Source organism: Pseudomonas sp. FG86, from assembly GCF_057808775.1.
Genome location: NZ_JBMDIS010000042.1, coordinates 1 through 22,608, shown reverse-complemented (window position 1 = coordinate 22,608; position 22,608 = coordinate 1). Strand labels below are relative to the sequence as shown.

16 protein-coding genes and 1 pseudogene are annotated in these 22,608 nt (G+C 61.1%); 13 read left to right on the top strand and 4 right to left on the bottom strand.

Going from position 1 to position 22,608, the window contains the following annotated elements:
• Positions 1 to 226: 226 nt before the first annotated feature.
• On the top strand, positions 227 to 1,615 hold the full coding sequence (locus tag ACODSV_RS23015; protein ID WP_190304785.1) for a M91 family zinc metallopeptidase: 1,389 nt from the start codon (positions 227 to 229) through the stop codon (positions 1,613 to 1,615).
• A gap of 49 nt (positions 1,616 to 1,664) precedes the next feature.
• Here the strand turns inward: ACODSV_RS23015 and speA are convergent, their stop codons facing one another.
• The 4 genes from speA to ACODSV_RS22995 all read right to left on the bottom strand — a co-directional run bounded on the left by speA (position 1,665) and on the right by ACODSV_RS22995 (position 5,913).
• A complete protein-coding gene (gene speA, locus ACODSV_RS23010; RefSeq protein ID WP_024073176.1) occupies positions 1,665 to 3,578 on the bottom strand; it encodes an arginine decarboxylase in 1,914 nt (637 codons plus the stop codon).
• Positions 3,579 to 3,720: 142 nt separating this feature from the next.
• Positions 3,721 to 4,092 (bottom strand): translation initiation factor Sui1, encoded by a 372-nt coding sequence (locus ACODSV_RS23005; RefSeq protein ID WP_017849660.1) that lies wholly within the window; start codon positions 4,090 to 4,092, stop codon positions 3,721 to 3,723.
• Between the two features lie 214 nt (positions 4,093 to 4,306).
• Positions 4,307 to 4,843 (bottom strand): NUDIX hydrolase, encoded by a 537-nt coding sequence (locus ACODSV_RS23000; protein WP_041160831.1) that lies wholly within the window; start codon positions 4,841 to 4,843, stop codon positions 4,307 to 4,309.
• A 2-nt stretch (positions 4,844 to 4,845) separates the two neighbouring features.
• The gene (locus tag ACODSV_RS22995) at positions 4,846 to 5,913 is read right to left on the bottom strand and encodes a DUF2333 family protein (protein WP_024073174.1); all 1,068 of its coding nucleotides are present in this window, start codon (positions 5,911 to 5,913) and stop codon (positions 4,846 to 4,848) included.
• Positions 5,914 to 6,213: 300 nt separating this feature from the next.
• Here ACODSV_RS22995 and ACODSV_RS22990 point away from each other — a divergent pair, with 300 nt between their 5' ends.
• From ACODSV_RS22990 to ACODSV_RS22935, 12 genes and pseudogenes are all read left to right on the top strand, one after another.
• Entirely contained in the window at positions 6,214 to 7,884 is a 1,671-nt protein-coding gene (locus ACODSV_RS22990; protein ID WP_024073173.1) for a response regulator, read from the top strand.
• A gap of 1,498 nt (positions 7,885 to 9,382) precedes the next feature.
• Positions 9,383 to 9,898, top strand: a pseudogene (locus ACODSV_RS22985) (methyl-accepting chemotaxis protein); the annotation flags it as partial.
• Between the two features lie 321 nt (positions 9,899 to 10,219).
• Positions 10,220 to 10,675 (top strand): type II 3-dehydroquinate dehydratase, encoded by a 456-nt coding sequence (gene aroQ, locus ACODSV_RS22980; RefSeq protein WP_150056270.1) that lies wholly within the window; start codon positions 10,220 to 10,222, stop codon positions 10,673 to 10,675.
• Between the two features lie 24 nt (positions 10,676 to 10,699).
• Positions 10,700 to 11,161, top strand: a complete 462-nt coding sequence (gene accB / locus ACODSV_RS22975; RefSeq protein WP_024073170.1) for an acetyl-CoA carboxylase biotin carboxyl carrier protein — start codon at positions 10,700 to 10,702, stop codon at positions 11,159 to 11,161.
• 17 nt (positions 11,162 to 11,178) lie between these two features.
• Positions 11,179 to 12,540 carry an acetyl-CoA carboxylase biotin carboxylase subunit gene (accC, locus tag ACODSV_RS22970; RefSeq protein ID WP_024073169.1) on the top strand — a complete coding sequence of 454 codons (1,362 nt, stop codon included), beginning with the start codon at positions 11,179 to 11,181 and terminating at the stop codon, positions 12,538 to 12,540.
• A 278-nt stretch (positions 12,541 to 12,818) separates the two neighbouring features.
• Entirely contained in the window at positions 12,819 to 13,697 is an 879-nt protein-coding gene (gene prmA / locus ACODSV_RS22965; protein WP_024073168.1) for a 50S ribosomal protein L11 methyltransferase, read from the top strand.
• Between the two features lie 30 nt (positions 13,698 to 13,727).
• A complete protein-coding gene (locus ACODSV_RS22960; protein ID WP_150095407.1) occupies positions 13,728 to 14,981 on the top strand; it encodes a DUF3426 domain-containing protein in 1,254 nt (417 codons plus the stop codon).
• 185 nt (positions 14,982 to 15,166) lie between these two features.
• Entirely contained in the window at positions 15,167 to 16,180 is a 1,014-nt protein-coding gene (gene dusB / locus ACODSV_RS22955) for a tRNA dihydrouridine synthase DusB (protein WP_150055889.1), read from the top strand.
• Positions 16,177 to 16,497 (top strand): DNA-binding transcriptional regulator Fis, encoded by a 321-nt coding sequence (fis, locus tag ACODSV_RS22950; protein ID WP_002555375.1) that lies wholly within the window; start codon positions 16,177 to 16,179, stop codon positions 16,495 to 16,497. Before dusB ends, fis begins: the two co-directional genes overlap by 4 nt.
• Before the next feature lie 81 nt (positions 16,498 to 16,578).
• Positions 16,579 to 18,186 carry a bifunctional phosphoribosylaminoimidazolecarboxamide formyltransferase/IMP cyclohydrolase gene (purH, locus tag ACODSV_RS22945; RefSeq protein ID WP_024073165.1) on the top strand — a complete coding sequence of 536 codons (1,608 nt, stop codon included), beginning with the start codon at positions 16,579 to 16,581 and terminating at the stop codon, positions 18,184 to 18,186.
• Positions 18,187 to 18,331: 145 nt separating this feature from the next.
• The gene (purD, locus tag ACODSV_RS22940; RefSeq protein WP_024073164.1) at positions 18,332 to 19,624 is read left to right on the top strand and encodes a phosphoribosylamine--glycine ligase; all 1,293 of its coding nucleotides are present in this window, start codon (positions 18,332 to 18,334) and stop codon (positions 19,622 to 19,624) included.
• Positions 19,625 to 19,726: 102 nt separating this feature from the next.
• Entirely contained in the window at positions 19,727 to 22,498 is a 2,772-nt protein-coding gene (locus ACODSV_RS22935; RefSeq protein WP_024073163.1) for a hybrid sensor histidine kinase/response regulator, read from the top strand.
• The last annotated feature ends 110 nt before the right edge of the window (positions 22,499 to 22,608 follow it).

Genomic DNA, 22,608 nt, shown 5'->3' with positions numbered 1-22,608 from the left:
TTGTTACAAAGCGGCTTAACATTTTCGGGACACAAAAACCACAGAGCACTTGATAGCTGCGTGGCTAGACATCCAACCCCCGAATTAAGGTCGCCCCTGAATGAACATACTTACGACGCCACCGGCGTCCCTCCTCTCTGCTCCCCCCGCCGAAGCACCGGCGAAACCGGACGGGACTCCGCATTTCGCTGTGCTGGCGGACGATGGAAACGCCAAGATCCGAAGCATGTCTACCTATGAAACGAATGCCAAAGGCGAGCAGGTCCTGGACATCTGCAGGGTCCTGATTACCACCTATGACCAGGCTGACATTGTGAGGATCAGCGTAGGCGCAGACCACCAGCTCAACGCACGTATAAATGGCAAAGACTACAAACTCCCACTGACCGCCAATAACGATGCGCACTCGCTGAGAATCAAAACTGCAGGAGGAAATGACCGTATTAACGTCGACGAGCAGATCAACATCGAAATGCACATACACGGTGGCGACGGCGACGATTTTATTGTGGCGAATGGACGTATGGGCAGCGTAACCGGCGATACAGGCAACGACTACATACGTTTGGGAACCGGCGATGTCGTGGCGTTTGGCGGTGACGGCGACGACATCATGATCGCAGGCGCCGGCAATGCCGTGATATCGGGCGGCAAAGGCGATGACAAGTTGTACGCCAGCTACCCCGAACAAAAGACAGATCTGCGCCAGGTGTACCTCAATGGTGACCTGGGTAACGACGAACTCTATGCGGGGACGGGTAAAAGCATCTTAAACGGTGGACTTGGCGACGATAAACTCGTTGGCTACCGCAATACCACGTTCTATACCGGGGCGGGCCAGGATTCGGTCCATTCCTACGACACTCAGGATCGGATCTACGCAAAAAAAACCGATAGGGTCCACGCCCCCGAACAGGTAACACCAGCCTCAGTCGAATACACCAACGCAGGCAAACAAGGCTTCAAGATAAAGGGCCCCGCAGAATTCGTTGAACGGGTAGAGGACTATCTCGAGCAACTCAGGGGGTCGCCGGTGGGGCAGAAAATGTTTCAGGAAATGGACCGCCTTGCCGAGAAAAATGGCGGGCCGGTGACCATAATGCCCTCCGACTTCATCGCGCTGAACGCTTATGACTTCGCCAATGCCTTCAGAGACAACATACCTGATAGCGAGTATGAAAAATTCCAGTACCGACCTGAGCTTGGCTATATAAAAGATGGTGTTGCCGGGTCGCCTGCCACACATGCAAAGATAGCCTTTCACCCCGATTATTTCGAAAAGGCCTTTACCCTATCGCCCTTGATTGCGCTGTACCACGAGATGAGTCATGCCTATGACGGCGCCACCGGGCGGTTCATACCAGGCACTTCGCTGATATTTAACAAAGATGGCAGCCCGGCCATGGACCAGGGCCAGCAGTTGCAAGTGGAGAACAGCGAGTATCAAGCCGTAGGCCTTCCAACCAACAGCCAGCCCTTCGATCACGACAACAACCCGCTGACCCCTCCCACCACAACCAACCCCTGGCCATTCAACGAAAACGCCCTGCGCGCAGAAATGAACGTACCGCTGCGGGATCGATATGACGAGAATGAGCCCCCACACATGGTTTAGGAGGATAGCCGCAGACGCTGCCAATCCCCCCGTTAAAGACCAATGAGTGTCAGGAAGACAGGTATGAAGACCGCGTCAGCCCCAGGCGCAAGGCATCGAGGAACTGTGTGCGCTCAGATGCACTGATCTTCGCGCTCGCACACTTGTCACGGTAGTGCGTCATCAACTCCTCCGGCGACAAATGCACGTAGCGCAGCATGTCTTCGATGGTGTCGTGGGTCTCGATGCCGGCGCTGTACACCGAACCGTCTTCACGCTGGTAGATGTTCACCGAGTCGGTGTCACCGAACAGGTTGTGCATGTCACCGAGGATTTCCTGGTAGGCGCCGACCAGGAAGATACCCAGCAGGTAGTCCTCGCCATCGTTCAAGGCGTGCACCGGCAGGCTGGTCTCGATGCTCTGCTCGTCGACGTATTGCTTGATCTTGCCATCGGAGTCGCAGGTCAAGTCTTGCAGCACGGCACGACGCAACGGTTCTTCGTCAAGACGGTGCAGCGGCAGGATCGGTAATACCTGGCCGATGGCCCAAGTGTCCGGCAGGCTCTGGAACACCGAGAAGTTGCAGATGTACTTGTCGGCCAGCTTGTCGTTGAGCTCGTCCAGTACCTGGCGATGCGAGCGCTGGCGGGCTTTCAGCGAGTTGTGCAGGCGGCGGCACACGGCGAAGTAGCACTGCTCGGCCAAGGCTTTTTCGGCCAGGGTCAGCTTGCCGTCGGCGTATTGGCTGGCCACGTCGCTCATGTAGTGGGTGGCACGCCAGTAAGTCTCGGTGACCATCTCGATGTCGGTCGGGCCGAGCAGGTCCACCAGCCACTGCACGGTTTCCGGCAGGTTTTCCTTGTTCTCGATCACCGGTACGTCGTCGTTGTGCTTCTCGACGTCAGTGACTTGCACCACCAGCATGGCGTGGTGGGCGGTCAGGGAGCGGCCGCTTTCGGAGAAAATGTTCGGGTGCGGCAGGCTCTGCGCATCGCAGAATTCCTTGAGCATGCCCACGACCACGCCGGCGTAGTCGTCCATGTCGTAGTTGATGGAGCTGGCGTTACGGGAGTGAGTACCGTCGTAGTCCACGCCCAGGCCACCGCCCACGTCGATATGGTCCACCGGCAGGCCGAGGTTACGCAGTTCGCCGTAGTAACGAATGGCCTCCTTGAAGCCGTGCTGGTAATCGGCCAGGTTGGCGATCTGCGAACCCATGTGGAAGTGCAGCAGGCGGATGCCCTGGTCCAGGCCGGCCACGCGGAAGCGCTCGACCACCGACAACAATTGCGCCGCGGACAAACCGAACTTGGACTTCTCGCCACCGGTGTCGGCCCACTTGCTCGACGCCAGGGACGACAGGCGCACGCGCAGGCCGACCTGTGGCTTGACCTTGAGGTTGGCGGCTTCTTCGATCACCAGCTCAACTTCGGATTCTTTCTCGATCACGATGAACACGTTGTGGCCGAGCTTCTGGCCCATCAACGCCAGGCGGATGAACTCGCGGTCTTTATAGCCGTTGCAGACAATGGTGCCGCCCTTCGGTGCCAGGGCCAGCACGGCCAGCAGCTCCGGCTTGGAGCCGGCTTCCAGGCCGATGGACACATTCTGGGTGGCGATAATGTTTTCGATCACCGCTTCCTGCTGGTTGACCTTGATCGGGTACAGCGCGGTGTATTTGCTCTGGTATTCCAGGCGTTCGATGTTCGAATCGAAAGCACCGGTCAGCTGGCGCACGCGATCTTGCAGAATGTCGGGGAAACGCACCAGCAGCGGCAACGACAGGCCGCTTTTGCGCAGTTCGTCCACTTGCTCGTACAGGTCGACCGGCGTGCTGTTCGGGCCGTTCGGACGGACTTCAACGCGACCGGCTTCATTGATCGCGAAATACCCGGCCCCCCAATGGCGAATCCCGTAAACACTGCGGCTGTCCGCAACTGTCCATTGGCTGCCATCGTCTTTGCGTGTGCGTCGTACGGACATCGAAGTCCCCTATAAATGAAGGCGAAGGCGCTGCCCCTCGTGGAGGCAGGCGCAGTCTAAAGAATGAAAATGACGATTTGCCTGTAAGGGAGGTAGACCCCACTCGCAGGACAGAGTTTAGACACAGGTTGCGAAGAGGCTTTCAGCCGCCGGACTTCTTGGCCTTGTAACCGAGCTTGATCAACTCGGCCAACAGCAACTCGACGTGATCGCCCTGGATTTCGATGACGCCGTCTTTCAACGCGCCACCGGTTCCACAACGCTTCTTCAACGTGGTAGCCAGCTCCTTGAGCGCGTCTTCAGCCAGGGGCACGCCGGTGATGGTGGTCACCGTCTTGCCGCCACGGCCTTTGCTCTCGCGGCGCACGCGGGCAATGCCGTCGCCTTCGGGGATCAGGGTCTGTTTACAGGTACACGCGTCCACGGGCTGACGACAGTCCGGGCAGTGTCGACCTGCGTCGGTGGAAAATACCAGGCCACCAAGGGCGGCGAAGGATGCGGCTTTTTTGGCCACCGGCAATCCTCTTGGGAGGACAAAGACTGATCGGCGCGCCAGGCGCTACCGACCGCGAAGCCCCACTCAGGCAGGGGCAGCGCTACCGACCCGCCAAGGTCACGCTCCTACAGTGATCCCAGGGTGAAACAATGGCGGTTCGGGTGAAAAGTCGCGCAGTGTAACGGCAAAAAGCCGACTTGCTAAGAGCCAAATGGCGCCAATTTATACAACTTTAGCGACGCAGGGCCAGATAGCGGCGCAAGCCCTCCTGGGCGTCCGGGCAGTAGGGCTTTTGTTCCGCTTCCTGCAGCACCGTTTCAATCGGCAAAAAGCGCGCTTCCATGACTTCTTCGGGCTGCAATTGCAGCGGGCCATCCCACACCGCGGAGTAGGATTTGCACCAGAGGCGGCTCTCGCCATCTTCGAAGTAGAAATGGTCGTGCTCGGTCAACGCTACCCCGCTGACGCCCAACTCTTCCTCCAGCTCGCGAGCCGCCGACAATGCATAGGACTCACCGGCCGCGACCATGCCCCCCGCTGCCGTGTCCCAGAATCCGGGGTACAGGGCTTTGCTCAGGGTGCGCCGATGCACACACAACTCATCGGCCGAATTGAACAGGAAGATAAAAGTGCAACGGCCGATCAGGCCGCGCTGGCGAAGGTCGGACCTGACGAGGTGGCCGAGCAGATTGTCCTGCTCGTCGACCCAGCAGATCAGTTCGGCATCAGAGGCCGCACGGTGCGCGGCCTCCTTTTGAGTCGCGTCCATCATCAACCCTGGTTGAGTAACTGGCGCAGATCGATCACCGCCGCATTGGCCCGGGAAATGTAGTTAGCCATGACCAGCGAGTGGTTGGCCAATACGCCAAAGCCACTGCCGTTAAGAATCATAGGGCTCCACACCGGCTCCTGCGACGCCTCCAGCTCACGAATGATCTGGCGGACGCTGACGGTGGCGTTTTTCTTGGCCAGCACGTCGGCAAAATCGACTTCGATGGCGCGCAGCAGATGGGACAGGGCCCAGGCCTGGCCACGGGCCTCGTAGAACACGTTGTCGATCTGCATCCAGGGGGTTTCCACCACTTCTTCATCAACCTGCGGCACTTCACCGGGCGCCAGGGCTTCGGTTTTCAGGGCGGTGTTCAGCTTGACGCGGCCGACACTGGCCGACAGGCGTTGCGACAACGAACCCAGGCGCGTGGCGACGTCGCCCAACCAGTTGTTCAAGTTATCGGCGCGGGCATAGAACAACGCGCCCTTCTGGTTCGGGTCAGACAGGCGCGCCTCATAGCGGCTCAGGGAGTTGATGCCTTCCTGGTATTCCGACTCGCTGGAGGGCAGCACCCAGCTCTTGTTGTCGAAATTGAAGCGTGGCTCGGCCTTGGCCAGGTCGCTGTCTTCGGCCGACTGCGATTGCGAGCGGGCGAAGTCTTTACGCAGGGCGCGGGTCAGGTCGCGCACTTGCACCAGCACGCCGTATTCCCAACTGGGCATGTTGTCCATCCACAGGCCCGGCGGGAAGCGGTCGTTGGAGATGTAGCCACCCGGCTTATTGAGCAAGGTGCCGACCACGGTCTTCAGGGTTTCGACGGTGGTAAAGCCCACCACCATCTGCTTGCCATCCTTTTCGGCGGCGATTTGCGCATTTTGCTGGACCGGAAATAAGGCCGGTTCTTCGCTCCAGTACCAACCCAGGGCACCGGTCACGACCAAATACAGGCCAACCAGGGAGAGCAAGGCCCGGCTCATCAACAGGTTACCCAGGTAGCCGCGGCGAGCCGACTTGGGCGCAGGGGCCGGGCCCTTTGCGCTGCCTTCACGGTTTTTCCAGTCCAGCATGGCGATATCCTTTCAATCACTTGAGTTCATGCACTTCTAATCGACGGCGTGCGTTCAAAAACTACGACCACAACCCTACCCCATCGTGCCAGCGCGTGCGGCGCTTTTAATCAAACGGGCGGTTGGCGAACTTCCGACTATAAAGGATGCACGCCATTTCCGCTGCGCGACTAATAGGTCGGTAACTGAATACCAGGGACATGCAGTTAATTGACGTATGACACTCATCGAACGGAAAAGAGGTGCTAGCATAGAGCCATCAGTTCGACCTCAGCATGCACCCTAACTAGTAGTCAGGATATGACCGAGCCAGAAGATCCCAGCCGTGAGCGCCTCAAGCACCATTTTGCCCAGCGGGTAATTCATCAGGCACGTCAAATTCTTGAGATCTGGCAGCGCCTGCAACGCAGCGAATGGTCCAGCGCCGACCTTTCCGAACTCAGCGAAGCCAACCTGCGCCTGCTGCGCTTCGCCGAGCGCTTCGAACAGCCGGAGCACGGCCAACTGGCGCACCATATCGGCGAGTCACTCAAGGCCGTGGACGAAAATCGCGGCCGCCTGAGCAGCCAACTGATCACCGAACTCAACCGCTTGATGCAACGCCTGTCCCGCACCGGCCTGCGCCAGGGCGACCAGCTGGAACAAACCTTCCTGCCGCCGATGCGCAAGCCGATCTACGTAATGCTGGCCGATCATGACCGCGCCGAACGCCTGGCCAAGCAGCTGGAGTTCTTCGGTTTGAGCGCCCAGTCCCTGGACAGCGTGGCAGCGTTCCGCGCATGCATGGCCGACCGCCTGCCATCGGCGATTGTGATGGACGTGGATTTTTGCGGCCCGGGCCTGGGCCTCCAGTTGGCCGCCGAAGCCCAGGAAGGTCTGGAGCAAAAGCTGCCGTTGCTGTTTTTCAGCCTGCACGAAACCGATACCCCGACCCGCCTGGCGGCCGTACGCGCTGGCGGCCAGGAATTCCTCACCGGCACGCTGGAAGCCTCGAGCCTGCTGGAAAAGATCGAAGTGCTGACCTGCGTCGCCCAGTACGAACCCTATAAAGTGTTGATCATCGACGACTCGCGGGCTCAGGCCCTGCATACCGAGCGTTTGCTCAACAGCGCCGGCATCGTCACCCGCACCTTGATCGAACCGATCCAGGCCATGGCCGAACTGGCGGACTTCCAGCCCGACCTGATCATCCTCGACATGTATATGCCGGCCTGCACCGGCACTGAACTGGCCAAGGTGATTCGCCACAATGACCGCTATGTCAGCGTACCGATCATCTACCTGTCGGCCGAAGACGACTTGGATAAACAGCTGGACGCCATGAGCGAAGGCGGCGACGACTTCCTCACCAAGCCGATCAAGCCGCGCCACCTGATCACCACGGTGCGCAACCGCGCCGCCCGTGCGCGCAACCTCAAGGCGCGGATGGTGCGTGACAGCCTGACCGGGCTGTACAACCACACCCACATCCTGCAATTGCTCGAAGACTGTAGCTTCCGCGCGCGCCGCGAGAACAAGCCGTTGAGCTTCGCCATGCTCGATATCGACCACTTCAAGCGAGTCAATGACAGCCACGGCCACCCCATGGGCGACCGGGTGATCAAGAGCCTGGCGTTGTTTCTCAAGCAACGTTTACGCAAGACCGACTACATCGGCCGCTATGGCGGTGAAGAATTTGCGATTGTCATGCCCGACACCGACTTGGAATCGGCCTGCAAGGTGCTGGATGAAATTCGTGGCCGCTTTGCCGAAATTCACTACCCGGCCCAGCCACAGGATTTGTGGTGCACCTTCAGCGCCGGGCTGGTGGAGCTGTGCGACGGCTCCGACAGCCTGATGATGGCCGCCCAGGCCGATGAAGCGCTGTACCGCGCCAAGGACGCCGGGCGCAATCGCGTACAAGCGGCGCGCACATCAAAGCAAAGTGCCATCTTTTCACCGGAATCCAGTGATTCCGTCATAACTCTGTAACGCAAACGCAATAACTTCAGGCACTTATCTTCGCTGTCGGTTGAAATTACGCATGCGCCTGAAGCTGCTGACCAATCTCAATACCCTCCTGCTGGTGGCCGTATGCCTGGCCCTTGGGGCGACGCTGTGGTGGTCGCAACGAGCGCTTGAGCGCCCCTATTTGCTGATGGAACGCTACCTGAGCCTGTCGCAGACCTTCCAGAACCAGGCCGCGCGCAATATCGACGACTACCTGGCCAGTGGCGATGCCCTGCGCTTGAGCAGCGCCAGCCAGAGCCTGGAAAACCTGCTGAAACACCTGGACGAACTGCCGACGGCACTGGCGCAAAACCTGCGGCCCAGCCTGGTGGAACTGGATGCCTTCAGCAAAACCGACCTGCTCGCCGCTGGCAAACTGGCCGGCGACCCACAAGCCCTGTTGCTGCAAGCCGAGCGCGAACTGGGCGCAAACCTGGAGCAGTTGAGCCGGTACGCCATCGGCGTCAATACGCCGGACGCCGCACGCTACTTGCCGCCGCTTTTAGCCGCCGCCCAACACCTGGGCAAGCTGTCCCTGGCCCGCGACAAGCTGGTGAGCAGCGGTCGCGCGGAGCTGGCCGATGATGTGGAGCGTGAAGTCGGCAATATCCGCAGCCAGGCAGACCTGCTGGAGCAATTGCCATTGCTTGGCGTCAAGGCCAGCACCGAGTCCAACACCGATGACTTTTCCGCTTTGATGGGCCTGGAAAACAGCGAAAAAACCGAAGCCCAGGACACGGGCGTCGACCTCAAGCGCGAACTCAACAGCCTGCTGACCCGCTACCCCGCCGAACTCAAGCGCACCCGCGAGCAGATCCAGCAACGCACCGCCCTGGCCGCCAGCACCCACCTGAAAATCACCGCCGTGCAGCAGGCCATCGCCAGCCTGGAACCGGTGGTGCGCGCGCAGCATGCGCAGATCCAGGGCGAAGTGCGCCTGATGCAAGGGGTGATGATTGGCCTGATCCTGTTGATCGCGCTGCTGATCGACACCCTCCAGCGGCGCTTGGCGCGGGTGCTGACCAACCTGGCACCGGCCTTGTCGACATGGGCCGAAGGTGACTTCAGCCAGCCGATTGCCCTGGGCAAGACCAACCGCGAACTGCGCGATATCGAGGCGTCCTTGAACCGGCTGCGCGCCTATCTGGTGGACCTGGTGGGCACCATTCGCGGCAATGCCGAAGAAGTGGCCGGCAGCAGCCGGGCCCTGGCCGAGTTGAGCAGCGGCCTGCACGATGGCGCCGAACGCCAGGCCGGGGATACCGCGCAGATCCGCGATTCCCTGGGCGAACTGGAAGCGACCATCCAGCAGGTGGCCGGCGATGCCAGCCAGGCTGCCGGCGCCAGCCGCAGCGCGGGCCAGGCGGTCGAGCAAGGCCAGCGGGTGATCGGCCTGAGCCTGACCGGACTGCATGCGCTGGTAGGCGAAGTGCAGCAAAACGCACAGATGATCGAAAAACTCGCCGAAGAGTCCGCGACTATCGGTGGGGTGCTGACAGTGATCCGTTCGATTGCCGACCAGACCAACCTGCTGGCACTCAACGCCGCCATCGAGGCCGCACGTGCCGGCGAGGCCGGGCGTGGTTTTGCCGTGGTCGCCGACGAAGTACGCACCCTGGCCCAACGTACCGCTGGCGCCACCACCGAAATCCAGGGCTTGATCACCGGCCTGCAAACCGCGGCCCACCAATCGGTGCAGGGCATGCGCGCCCAGGTCGAACACGCCGAGGCCACCGCCCAGCAAGCCCAGGCAGCGGACGGCGCCCTGGATGAAATCGTCAGCGCGATCCAGACCATCTCCGACACCGCCGTGCGCATCGCCGATGTGACCGCGCAGCAGAGTGGCGCGGTGAGTGAGATTCGCGATAACAGCGAGCGGATTCACCAACTGGGTGAGGATAATTTGCTGCGCATCGGCCAGGGGCGTAGCCAGGGTGAGCACCTGCTGGTGCTGGGTGGGCAGCTCAATACCGCCGTCCAGGCGTTCCGCGTCTGACCTGCCCCATGAAGATCCAAAATCATATGAAGATCAAATGTGGGAGGGGGCTTGCCCCCGATAGCGGAGTGTCAGTCGACATCTATGTGACTGATCCACCGCTATCGGGGGCAAGTCGAATCGTCGCACCGCCCCTCCCACATTTGATCGCTACAGGTTTCAAGACGGTATTACCCATGACCGGATCCCAGGCCTCAGTCATAAATTTTGCGCTATCCTCGCTAATCGTGCCGCCTACTGCATAGAACTGGACAGTCACAAAGGCTTTGCGGCATAGTCGCCGGGTTCTGCCGTACCCACATCAATAACAAGGAACAGCCGATGGCGACCTTACTGGTTCTTCACGGACCCAACCTGAACCTGCTCGGCACCCGTGAACCGGGCGTCTACGGGGCAGTGACCCTCGATCAGATCAACCTCGATCTGGAACGACGGGCCCGTGATGCCGGCCACCATTTGCTCTACCTGCAAAGCAATGCCGAGTACGAATTGATTGATCGCATCCATGCCGCGCGCGACGAAGGCGTGGACTTTATCCTGATCAATCCCGCCGCTTTTACGCATACAAGCGTTGCATTACGTGACGCGTTGCTGGCGGTGAGCATCCCATTCATCGAAGTGCATTTGTCCAACGTGCACAAACGCGAACCTTTCCGCCATCACTCTTACTTCTCCGACGTAGCGGTAGGAGTGATCTGCGGCCTTGGCGCCAGCGGTTACCGACTGGCCCTGGAGGCCGCCCTGGAACAGCTTGAAGAACAGGCCAAGCGCCCCTGACCGACCCTTGGGAGTTGATGATTCATGGATATCCGTAAAGTTAAGAAACTGATCGAACTGCTGGAAGAATCCGGTATCGACGAGCTGGAAATCAAGGAAGGCGAAGAGTCCGTACGGATCAGCCGTCACAGCAAGACCCCGGCCCAACAGTTCTACGCACCACAAATGCAAGCACCGGCACCTGCTGCCGCGCCGGCCGCCGCACCTGCTGCTGCCGCTGCTCCAGCCGCACCGGCCGCGCCAGCGCTGAACGGCTTCGTGGTCAAGTCGCCAATGGTCGGTACGTTCTACCGCACCCCGGCACCGACCTCGCCAGCCTTCGTTGAAGTAGGCCAGACCGTGAAAGTGGGCGACACCATCTGCATCGTGGAAGCGATGAAAATGATGAACCACATCACCGCTGAAAAAGCCGGCGTCGTCGAATCCATCCTGGTAGAAAACGGTCAGCCGGTTGAATACGACCAGCCGCTGTTCACCATCGTTTGAACCGCGGAGCGCCTTCGATGTTGAAACCTGCGAAGAAACTGCAAAAAGTCCTGATCGCCAACCGCGGCGAGATCGCGCTGCGTATCCTGCGCGCCTGTAAGGAAGAGGGCATCAAGACCGTCGCTGTTTACTCGACGGCCGATACCGAATTGATGCACGTGAAACTGGCGGACGAAAGCATCTGCATCGGCCCGCCACTGGCCACGAACTCGTACCTGAAAGTCTCGAACATCATCGCGGCCGCTGAAGTGACCGGCGCTGATGGCATCCACCCGGGCTACGGCTTCCTCGCGGAAAACGCCGATTTCGCCGAACAGGTGGAAAAATCCGGGTTTGCCTTCATCGGCCCGAAAGCCGAAACCATTCGCCTGATGGGCGACAAGGTCTCGGCCAAGGACGCCATGATCGCCGCCGGCGTACCCACCGTGCCTGGCTCCGACGGCCCGCTGCCTGAAGACGAGGCAACCGCCCTGCGCATTGGTCGCGAAGTCGGTTACCCGGTGATCATCAAGGCCGCCGGTGGCGGTGGTGGTCGCGGCATGCGCGTGGTGCACAAGGAAGAAGAACTGATCGAAGCGGCCAAGCAGACCCGCTCGGAAGCTGCCGCCTGGTTCGGCAACCCGATGGTCTACCTGGAAAAGTACCTGACCAACCCACGTCACGTGGAAGTGCAGGTTCTGTCTGACGGCCAGGGCCACGCCATCCACCTGGGTGATCGCGACTGCTCGCTGCAACGTCGTCACCAGAAGGTACTGGAAGAAGCACCAGCACCGGGCCTGGACGAGAAAGCCCGCCAGGAAGTCCTGGCGCGCTGTGTCAAGGCGTGCATCGACATCAACTACCGTGGCGCCGGTACCTTCGAGTTCCTCTACGAGAACGGTCGCTTCTACTTCATCGAGATGAACACTCGCGTGCAGGTAGAGCACCCGGTTTCGGAGATGGTCACCGGTATCGACATCGTCAAGGAGATGCTGAGCATCGCCGCCGGCAACGTGTTGTCCTTCACCCAGGACGACGTGAAGATCCACGGCCACTCCCTGGAGTGCCGGATCAACGCCGAAGACCCGAAGACCTTTATCCCGAGCCCAGGCCTGGTCAAGCACTTCCATGCCCCAGGCGGCAACGGCGTTCGCGTCGACTCGCACCTGTACAGCGGCTACAAGGTCCCGTCCAACTACGACTCGTTGATCGGCAAGCTGATCACCTGGGGCGCCACCCGCGACGAGGCCATGGCCCGTATGCGCAACGCCCTGGACGAAATCGTGGTCGACGGCATCAAGACCAACATCCCGCTGCATCGGGACCTGGTTCGCGATGAAGGCTTCTGCGAAGGTGGTGTGAACATTCACTACCTGGAACACAAGCTGGCCAACCAGTAAGTGCTCCACCCAACAAAGCCGCCTTCGGGCGGCTTTGTTGTTTGTGGGCCCTCTACTTTGAAAATGTACACAGTCCAAATGTGGGAGGGGGCTTGCCCCCGATAGCAGTGGATCAGTGACAGATACTGAGACTGACACACTGCATCGGGGGCAAGCCCCCTCCCACATTTGACCGGCGTGCAGTCAGTAGTGTCGTCTTCTGCTGTTCGCTGGCGTAAACTTGCGCGCTTTCGCGACCTCGCTCGTCGCACACTCATTTTTATTCAAAGGTGCCCGCCATGCCTTGGCTGCAAGTCCGCCTCGCCATCAGCCCAGAACAAGCCGAAACCTACGAAGACGCTTTCCTCGAAGTGGGCGCGGTGTCGGTGACGTTCATGGACGCCGAAGACCAACCGATCTTCGAGCCGGAACTCAATACCACCCCGCTGTGGTCCCATACCCATCTGCTCGCCCTGTTCGAAGACGGCACCGATGCCGCCGCCGTCCTCGCCCATATGGAACTGCTCACCGGTGGCCCGCTGCCAGAGCACCACAGTGAAGTGATCGAAGACCAGGACTGGGAACGCAGCTGGATGGACAACTTCCAGCCAATGCGTTTCGGCCAGCGCCTGTGGATCGTGCCAAGCTGGCATGCCGCCCCTGAGCCGGATGCAGTCAACCTGCTGCTCGACCCGGGCCTGGCTTTCGGTACCGGCACCCACCCGACCACGGCCCTGTGCCTGGAATGGCTGGACGGCCAGGACCTGACCGACAGCCACGTGCTGGACTTCGGCTGCGGCTCGGGGATCCTGGCGATTGCCGCCCTGCTGCTGGGCGCCAAGGAAGCCGTGGGCACCGATATCGACGTGCAAGCCCTGGAAGCCTCCCGCGACAACGCCGGGCGCAACAACATCCCTGAAGGCAAATTCCCACTGTACCTGCCGGAGCACTTGCCCCAGGTGCAAGCCGATGTGCTGGTGGCCAATATCCTCGCCGGCCCGCTGGTCTCCCTGGCGCCGCAACTGTCGAGCCTGGTCAAGCCGGGTGGCCGCCTGGCGCTGTCGGGCATCCTCGCCGAGCAAGGCGAAGACGTCGCCGCCGCCTACGCCAAGGATTTCGAGCTGGATCCGATCGCAAACCGTGATGGCTGGGTACGCATCAGCGGGCGTCGGCGCTAGAATGAGCGCTTGCCTGAATCGGATGGCCGCATGACCGACAGTTTCGTCACCCAATGTCCGCATTGCCAAACGCGCTTTCGCGTCAACCACGCTCAGTTGAGCGTGGCCCGCGGCGTAGTGCGCTGCGGCTCGTGCCTGCAAGTGTTCAACGCCGCTCGCCAGTTACTCGAGCAGCGCGCCCACGCGCCCGCCGCCGCTGTGGAACCACCGGCGGCCCTTGAGCCAGCCCCGCAGGCAGCGCCCGAGACAACACGGGCAATCAGCCAGAAGCAGTGGACAGCCGAAGAGCTGGACCTGGATAACCTGGACCTGGACGAAGAACTGGCCAAGCTGGAACGCCGCGAGATTCAGCACACCCAGCCGGTGGGTGCGGAGCGTCGCCAACCCGGCTCCGACCGCCGGCAAAAAGAAGAGCCCCTCAGCGCCAGCCGCGATACCGTCAAGGCCGAGGAAGAAAAGTGGGCCGCCAGCCTGTTCAGCGAGCCGCCTGAAGAACGCACCCAAGCCGCTGAAGACGAGCCTGAGCCAGCCAAGGCAACGGCGCCCCGACAGCGCACCGAACCGTCCATGTCATTCAGCATGGACGATATCGATGACGAACCACCGCTGCATGCCACCCATGACGCGGCTGAACTCGACCCGCCCGTCACCCCCATTACCGACGAAGCAGACACGGCAGCCCCCGAAGAACGCCCCCTGCCCCGCCGCAAACGCCCGCGCGCCGAGACCGGTGCCCACGACGATGTCCTCCAGGACCTGGAAGACGACCCGCTGCACCTCTACGCGCAGAAACGCCCGTCGGGTTGGGGCCGTCGCCTGATCTGGCTGTTGCTGGTGCTGATCGCCGCCGCCGGCCTAGCCGGCCAGTACATCGCCTATCAATTCGACGACCTGGCCCGCCAGGACGCCTACCGCCCATGGTTCCAGCAGTTATGCCCGACATTGGGCTGCACCGTGCCGTCGCGCGTCGATATCGCCCATATCAAGAGCAGCAACCTGGTGGTACGCAGCCATCCGGACTTCGCCGGGGCGCTGGTGGTGGACGCGATCATCTATAACCGCGCGACGTTTTCCCAGCCATTCCCGCTGCTGGAACTGCGCTTTGCCGATTTGAACGGCGGCCTGATCGCCAGTCGTCGCTTCAAGCCCGCCGAATACCTGAGTGGCGAGCTGGCCGGGGTGAGCGAAATGCCCTCCCAGACGCCGATCCATATCTCCCTGGACATCCTCGATCCGGGCAACAAAGCCGTGAATTACAGCCTGAGCTTCCACTCGCCCGAGTGAATCGGTTCACGCAGCGAAGCTTTACGACAGATTCCAGACTGAGTCACCGGCGACCAAACCGGTGGCGATAAAGAAATAACTGTTCAGATTTTATCCAATTCAGCCTTTATCCAGTCATCGAGAGCGGGTATCATGCCAACCCTTTTTCGAACTCTAATGATCCGGCCCCACAACAGGGAAGTCCTATGTCGGCGGTACGCATCGGCCCATACACATTGCAGAATGGCTTGATTCTCGCCCCCATGGCGGGCGTCACCGACCAGCCCTTTCGTCAGCTGTGCAAGCGTTTGGGCGCGGGTCTAGTAGTCTCGGAAATGGTCACCAGCGACATGAGCTTGTGGAACACCCGCAAATCGCGGATGCGCATGATCCACGAAGGTGATCCCGAGCCCCGCTCGGTACAGATCGCCGGTGGAGATGCACAGATGCTGGCGGATGCGGCCCGAGCCAACGTGGAGCTGGGTGCGCAGATCATTGATATCAACATGGGCTGCCCGGCCAAGAAGGTTTGCAACAAGGCCGCCGGTTCCGCGTTGTTGAAGGATGAGCAGTTGGTTACCGAGATCCTGCAGGCCGTTGTCGCCGCAGTGGATGTGCCGGTGACCCTGAAGATTCGTACCGGCTGGGACCGGGACAACAAGAATGGCCTGACGGTGGCGAAGATCGCCGAACAGGCGGGTATTGCAGCGCTGGCGGTACATGGCCGCACCCGCGCCGATCTGTACACCGGTGAAGCCGAGTACGACACCATTGCCGCGATCAAGCAGGCGGTGTCGATGCCGGTGTTTGCCAATGGCGATATCGATTCAGCCGAGAAAGCCCGGCGCGTGCTGCACGCAACCGGTGCCGATGGCCTGTTGATTGGCCGGGCCGCCCAGGGGCGACCATGGATTTTTCGTGAGATCGAGCATTTTCTGCGTACGGGCGAAACCCTGCCGGCACCGGAGTTGATCGAGGTGGAACGTATTCTGCTAGAGCATCTGGCCGCCCTGCACGCCTTCTATGGAGACGTGATGGGAGTACGCATTGCTCGCAAGCATGTCGGCTGGTATCTCGCAACCCTGCCGGGCGCCAGGGAGTTCCGCGCCCACTTCAATCGTTTGGATGATACGGAAGCACAGTGCGCCAACGTTCGTGAGTTCTTCAGCGAACGTTACAAGAGCCTGGGGACAGGGGACGGAAAGGGGGTGGCCGCATGACGATGATGACCGAGACTTTAGTGAGTGGAACAACACCCGTGAGCGACAACGTCAATTTGAAACAGCACCTCAACACGCCGAGCGAAGAAGGCCAGACCCTTCGCGGGAGTGTCGAGAAGGCGCTGCACAATTATTTCGCCCACCTTGAGGGCGCTTCCGTCACGGACGTGTACAACCTGGTGCTCTCCGAAGTCGAGGCACCCTTGCTCGAAAGCGTGATGAACTACGTCAAGGGCAACCAGACCAAAGCCAGTGAGCTGCTGGGCCTCAACCGTGGCACCTTGCGCAAAAAGCTCAAACAATACGATTTGCTGTAAGCATTCAATCCAACCAGAAAGGCGCCCGCGTAAAACCGGTCGCCTTTTTTGCTGACTCCTTTGCTTTTGATGGAAATTGAAATGACCGACCAGACTACCCGCCTGCCGATCCGCCGCGCCTTGATCAGTGTTTCCGACAAGACCGGGATCCTCGAATTTGCCCGGGGGCTGGAAGCCCTGGGCGTGGAAATCCTCTCCACGGGCGGGACCTTCAAACTGCTGCAGGACAACGGCGTGGCCGCAGTAGAAGTCGCGGACTACACCGGTTTCGCAGAAATGATGGACGGTCGGGTCAAGACCCTGCACCCGAAAATCCATGGCGGCATCCTCGGCCGTCGCGGCGTCGACGACGCGATCATGAACGAACACGGCATCAAGCCGATCGACCTGGTGGCCGTCAACCTCTACCCGTTCGAAGCCACCATCAACAAGCCAGGCTGTGACCTGCCGACCGCCATCGAGAACATCGACATCGGCGGCCCGACCATGGTGCGCTCGGCGGCCAAGAACCACAAAGACGTGGCGATCGTGGTCAACGCCAGCGACTACGCCCAAGTGCTGGAAAGCCTGAAGGCCGGTGGCCTGACCTACGCCCAGCGTTTCGACCTGATGCTCAAGGCGTTCGAACACACTGCCGCCTACGACGGCATGATCGCCAACTACATGGGCACCGTGAACCAGGCCGCCGAAACCCTGAGCACTGAAGGCCGCAGCCAGTTCCCGCGCACCTTCAACAGCCAGTTCATCAAGGCCCAGGAAATGCGCTACGGCGAGAACCCGCACCAGAGCGCGGCGTTCTACGTGGAAGCCAAACCGGCCGAAGTGGGCATCGCCACCGCGACCCAACTGCAAGGCAAAGAGCTGTCCTACAACAACGTGGCCGATACCGACGCCGCGCTGGAATGCGTGAAGAGCTTCGTCAAGCCCGCCTGCGTGATCGTCAAGCACGCCAACCCATGCGGCGTGGCCGTCAGCCCTGACGCTGAAGGCGGCATTCGCCAGGCCTACGAACTGGCCTACGCCACCGACACCGAGTCGGCCTTCGGCGGCATCATCGCCTTCAACCGTGAACTGGACGCCGAGACCGCCAAGGCCATCGTCGAGCGTCAGTTCGTCGAAGTGATCATCGCGCCCTCCGTCAGCGAAGAAGCCCGCGCCATTGTTGCCGCGAAAGCCAACGTGCGCCTGCTGGCCTGCGGCGAGTGGTCGGCCGAACGCGCCGCTGCCTGGGACTACAAGCGCGTCAATGGCGGCTTGCTGGTCCAGAGCCGCGACATTGGCATGATCAGCAGCGCTGACCTGAAGGTAGTGACCAAGCGCGCGCCGACCGAGCAGGAAATCAACGACCTGATCTTCGCCTGGAAAGTGGCCAAGTATGTGAAGTCCAACGCCATCGTCTACGCCAAGAACCGCCAGACCATCGGTGTCGGCGCCGGCCAGATGAGCCGCGTGAACTCGGCGCGTATCGCCGCGATCAAGGCCGAACACGCCGGGTTGCAGGTCGCCGGTTCAGTGATGGCTTCCGATGCGTTCTTCCCGTTCCGCGACGGTCTGGACAATGCCGCGAAAGCTGGCGTGACTGCCGTGATCCAACCGGGCGGCTCGATGCGTGACGCCGAAGTGATCGCCGCCGCTGATGAAGCCGGCATCGCCATGGTCTTCACCGGCATGCGCCACTTCCGTCACTGATCCAACGCAATAGAAATGTGGGAGGGGGCTCGCCCCCGATAGCGGTGTGTCAATCATGGATATACCCACTGACAAACCTCATCGGGGGCAAGCCCCTCCCACATAAAGCGCTTTTGCGGCGCCTACAGAATTCGAGGTTTTTGACATGAATGTTTTGATCATTGGCAGCGGTGGCCGTGAACACGCCCTGGCCTGGAAAGTTGCCCAGGACCCACGCGTCCAGAAAGTCTTCGTCGCCCCCGGCAACGCCGGTACCGCCATCGAAGCCAAGTGCGAAAACGTCGCCATCGACGTACTGGCCCTGGAACAACTGGCCGACTTCGCCGAGAAAAACGTCTCCCTGACCATCGTCGGTCCGGAAGTGCCATTGGTTGCCGGTGTCGTGGACCTGTTCCGCAGCCGCGGCCTGGATTGCTTCGGCCCAACCGCTGGCGCGGCCCAGCTGGAAGGCTCGAAAGCCTTCACCAAGGATTTCCTGGCGCGCCACAAGATCCCGACCGCCGACTACCAGAACTTCACCGAGATCGAGCCGGCCCTGGCCTACCTGCGTGAAAAAGGCGCACCGATCGTGATCAAGGCCGACGGCCTGGCCGCCGGTAAAGGCGTGATCGTCGCCATGACCTTGCAGGAAGCCGAAGACGCGGTGCGCGACATGCTCGCCGGCAACGCGTTTGGTGATGCCGGTTCGCGCGTGGTCATCGAGGAGTTCCTCGACGGCGAAGAAGCCAGCTTTATCGTGATGGTCGACGGCAAGAACGTACTGCCGATGGCCACCAGCCAGGACCACAAGCGCGTCGGCGACGGCGACAGCGGCCCGAACACCGGCGGCATGGGTGCCTACTCCCCAGCCCCGGTGGTGACCGCCGAGGTGCACCAGCGCGTCATGGACCTAGTGATCTGGCCAACCGTGCGCGGCATGGCCGACGAAGGCAACGTGTACACCGGCTTCCTGTACGCCGGCCTGATGATCGACAAGGCCGGCAACCCGAAAGTCATCGAGTTCAACTGCCGCTTCGGTGACCCGGAAACCCAACCCGTGATGCTGCGCCTGCAATCGAGCCTGGTGCTGCTGGTGGAAGCCGCCCTCGCCCAGGCGCTGGACAAGGTTGAAGCACAGTGGGATCCACGCCCGAGCGTCGGCATCGTGCTGGCAGCCGGCGGCTACCCTGCCGACTACGCCAAAGGCGATGTGATTGAAGGCCTGGACGCGGCTGCTACGCTGGAAGGCAAGGTGTTCCATGCGGGCACCGCGCTCAAGGATGGCAAGGTTGTCACCGCGGGTGGCCGTGTGTTGTGCGCTACCGCGATGGGTGCCAGTGTCGACGCTGCGCAGCAACAGGCTTACAAGCTGGCGGCGAAGATCGACTGGAAAGGCTGTTTCTACCGCACGGACATCGGTTATCGCGCCATTGCACGCGAACGTGGCGAAAACCAGTAACACTAGCTATCCGTTCGGTTAGGCAAGGGCCTCTGGCCCTTGCCGTATACAGGCCTCCCCGCGCATAGTTAACCGTGCATCAACCTACGAAGGGATTTCGCCGTGCGCTGGCTCAGGATCGCCATAGGTTTTACTGTCAGTCTGCTGACACTGCTCTGCTTGTTCCCGGCCCAGGCCGCCGCGCAAGGCAGTGGCTGGGCGGTATTGCTTGATGAACAGGCCGACCTGCAACTGAGCGACATCCGTTCTTCGCGCTACACCAATCAATTCAGCCCCATCGAACTGGACCGGATTACCGCCGCCGCGCCGGACGGTGCGTTGTGGGTACGTTTCAAGCTGCAGCCCGGCAAGCACGAGCAAGTGCTGCGCATATTCGCCCCGGACGTCTCACACCTGAGCCTCTATGTGCTGGACGGCGACACCCTGATCGAACAACAGAGCACCGGCACCCGCCAGCCCCAGGCGGAACGCCCGTTGCCCAGCAGCGATTTCATGCTGCCGATGCCCCAGAGCCAAAAGCCCCTCGAGGTGTACCTGCGCCTGGTCTCGGAACACGAACTGCGCCCCTACATCACCCTGGAGCCGGCCGTCCTGGCCGCCGCCGACCAGAACCAGACGCTGATCTATGGCCTGCTGTTCGGCTGCCTGTTGATGTTGATCCTGCACAACCTCACACGTTTCGCCTACCACCGCTCGCGCAGCAGCCTGTGGCTGGCTGCGTGCGAAGGCTTGTTGATGCTCAGCCTGGCGCTGCTGCTCAACCTGGTGGGGCCATGGCTGCCCGACTGGCACGCGATCCAGACGCCAGGCGCCTACCTCGCCCTTCTGCTGACTGCACCCTGCGGGCTGATGTTTGCCTACCGCTTCTTCATGCCCCTGGGCCCGCACCCGCTGAACAAGCTGCTGATGGCCGACATCCTGCTGATCGTGCTGTGTGGCCTGTTGCTGTTGTTCGTCAATACCCTGCCGCTGAACATCATCACCTACGTCCTGGTAGCGCTGGCGGGCCTGAGCATGCTGTTTGTCTCGGCCTACCACTGGCAAAAAGGCTACCGCCCGGCGCGGCTGTTCGTGGCGGCGATGGTCGTATTCAACATCGGCACGTTGATCATCCTGCCCGCCCTGCTCGGTCTGACACTGGTAGCACCCCAAGGCCTGATCATCACCTTGCTCGGGTTTGTCTGCCTCAGCGGCCTGCTGATGAGCCTGGCCCTGGGCGAGCGCCAGCGCGCGATTGTCGAAAAACGCTTCAGTGTCAGCCGCGACCTGGCCGCCAGCAATGCCGAAATCGCCGCCAAGGCCGAGTTCCTGGCGAAAATCAGCCACGAAATCCGTACCCCCATGAACGGCGTGCTGGGCATGACCGAACTGCTGTTGGGCACGCCTCTGTCGGTGAAGCAGCGCGACTATGTGCAGACCATTCACAGCGCCGGTAATGAACTGCTCACGCTGATCAACGAGATTCTCGATATCTCCAAGCTCGAATCCGGGCAAATCGAACTGGACGACGTGCAGTTCGACCTGAATGCCCTGATCGAAGATTGCCTGAGCATCTTCCGCGCCAAGGCCGAGCAGCAGAACGTCGAGCTGATCAGTTTTATCCAGCCCCAAGTGCCGCGCGTGATCAGCGGCGACCCGACACGCCTGCGCCAGGCGATGCTGAGCCTGCTGGAAAACGCCCTGCAGAAAACCGACGAAGGTGAAGTGCTGATCGTCGTGGCACTGGACGAACGCAGCACCAAGCCGCGCCTGCGCATTGCCGTACAAGACAGCGGCCTGCCGATGGAAGCCGCCGAGCGCGACGCGTTGCTGCACAGTGAGTTGCACAGCAAGAACTTCCTGTCGGAGACGCGCTTGACCGGCCACCTGGGCCTGGTGATCGCACGCCAACTGATCCTGTTGATGAATGGCGAATTTGGTATCAAGAGTGGCGCGCAACAGGGCAGCACCCTGTGGCTGACCCTGCCGCTGGACCCGGAACGCCTGGAGCACCCGACCTCCGACCTCGATGGCCCGCTCAAGGGCGCGCGGGTACTGGTGGTGGACGACAACGACACCTGCCGCAAAGTGCTCGTGCAGCAATGCACCGCCTGGGGCCTCAACGTCAGCGCCGTGCCGTCGGGCAAGGAAGCCCTGGCGCTGCTGCGCACCAAGGCGCACCTGCGTGATTACTTCGATGTGGTGCTGCTCGACCAGAACATGCCGGGCATGACCGGCATGCAACTGGCGGCGAAAATCAAGGAAGATCCGAGCCTGAACCACGACATCCTGCTGATCATGCTCACCGGCATCAGCAACGCGCCGAGCAAGATCATTGCGCGCAATTGCGGGATCAAGCGCATCCTCGCCAAGCCGGTGGCCGGCTATACCCTCAAGACCACCCTGGCCGACGAGCTGACCCAGCGCAGCAAAGGCAATGTACAGCCCCGCGCGCCCCTGAGCGTGCCAGCGCCTGTCACCGTGCCCAGTGATTTCCGCATCCTGGTCGCAGAAGACAACAGCATCTCCACCAAAGTGATCCGCGGCATGCTGGGTAAGCTCAACCTCAACCCGGACACCGCCAGCAATGGCGAAGAAGCCCTGGAAGCGATGAAAGCCCAGCGCTACGACCTGGTATTGATGGACTGTGAAATGCCGATCCTCGACGGCTTCTCGGCGACCCAGCAATTGCGTGCGTGGGAGGTCAGCCACCAACGCATCCGCACGCCGATCGTCGCTCTCACGGCGCACATCCTCTCGGAACATAAAGAACGCGCACGCCAGGCCGGAATGGACGGGCATATGGCCAAGCCGGTAGAGCTGTCACAACTGCGCGAATTGGTGGAGTTCTGGGTGGCGCAGCGTCAACAACGCCCGGAACACGCCCCGTCCTGAACGCTGAACACCCGGCAGATAGCGCTGTTGTGGCAAGCCCGCTCGTTGTGGCGAACGGGCTTGTTGTGGCGAGCGGGCTTGCCCCGCGTTGGGCTGCGCAGCAGCCCCAA

Excerpts from the sequence above, each read along its gene's own strand:
- ACODSV_RS22995 (WP_024073174.1), bottom strand. The coding sequence starts at position 5,913 with ATGCTGGACTGGAAAAACCGTGAAGGCAGCGCAAAGGGCCCGGCCCCT.
- accC (WP_024073169.1), top strand. The coding sequence starts at position 11,179 with ATGTTGAAACCTGCGAAGAAACTGCAAAAAGTCCTGATCGCCAACCGC.
- ACODSV_RS23015 (WP_190304785.1), top strand. The coding sequence starts at position 227 with ATGTCTACCTATGAAACGAATGCCAAAGGCGAGCAGGTCCTGGACATC.
- aroQ (WP_150056270.1), top strand. The coding sequence starts at position 10,220 with ATGGCGACCTTACTGGTTCTTCACGGACCCAACCTGAACCTGCTCGGC.
- accB (WP_024073170.1), top strand. The coding sequence starts at position 10,700 with ATGGATATCCGTAAAGTTAAGAAACTGATCGAACTGCTGGAAGAATCC.
- purD (WP_024073164.1), top strand. The coding sequence starts at position 18,332 with ATGAATGTTTTGATCATTGGCAGCGGTGGCCGTGAACACGCCCTGGCC.
- ACODSV_RS22990 (WP_024073173.1), top strand. The coding sequence starts at position 6,214 with ATGACCGAGCCAGAAGATCCCAGCCGTGAGCGCCTCAAGCACCATTTT.
- dusB (WP_150055889.1), top strand. The coding sequence starts at position 15,167 with ATGTCGGCGGTACGCATCGGCCCATACACATTGCAGAATGGCTTGATT.
- ACODSV_RS23000 (WP_041160831.1), bottom strand. The coding sequence starts at position 4,843 with ATGGACGCGACTCAAAAGGAGGCCGCGCACCGTGCGGCCTCTGATGCC.
- fis (WP_002555375.1), top strand. The coding sequence starts at position 16,177 with ATGACGATGATGACCGAGACTTTAGTGAGTGGAACAACACCCGTGAGC.
- speA (WP_024073176.1), bottom strand. The coding sequence starts at position 3,578 with ATGTCCGTACGACGCACACGCAAAGACGATGGCAGCCAATGGACAGTT.
- purH (WP_024073165.1), top strand. The coding sequence starts at position 16,579 with ATGACCGACCAGACTACCCGCCTGCCGATCCGCCGCGCCTTGATCAGT.
- ACODSV_RS22960 (WP_150095407.1), top strand. The coding sequence starts at position 13,728 with ATGACCGACAGTTTCGTCACCCAATGTCCGCATTGCCAAACGCGCTTT.
- prmA (WP_024073168.1), top strand. The coding sequence starts at position 12,819 with ATGCCTTGGCTGCAAGTCCGCCTCGCCATCAGCCCAGAACAAGCCGAA.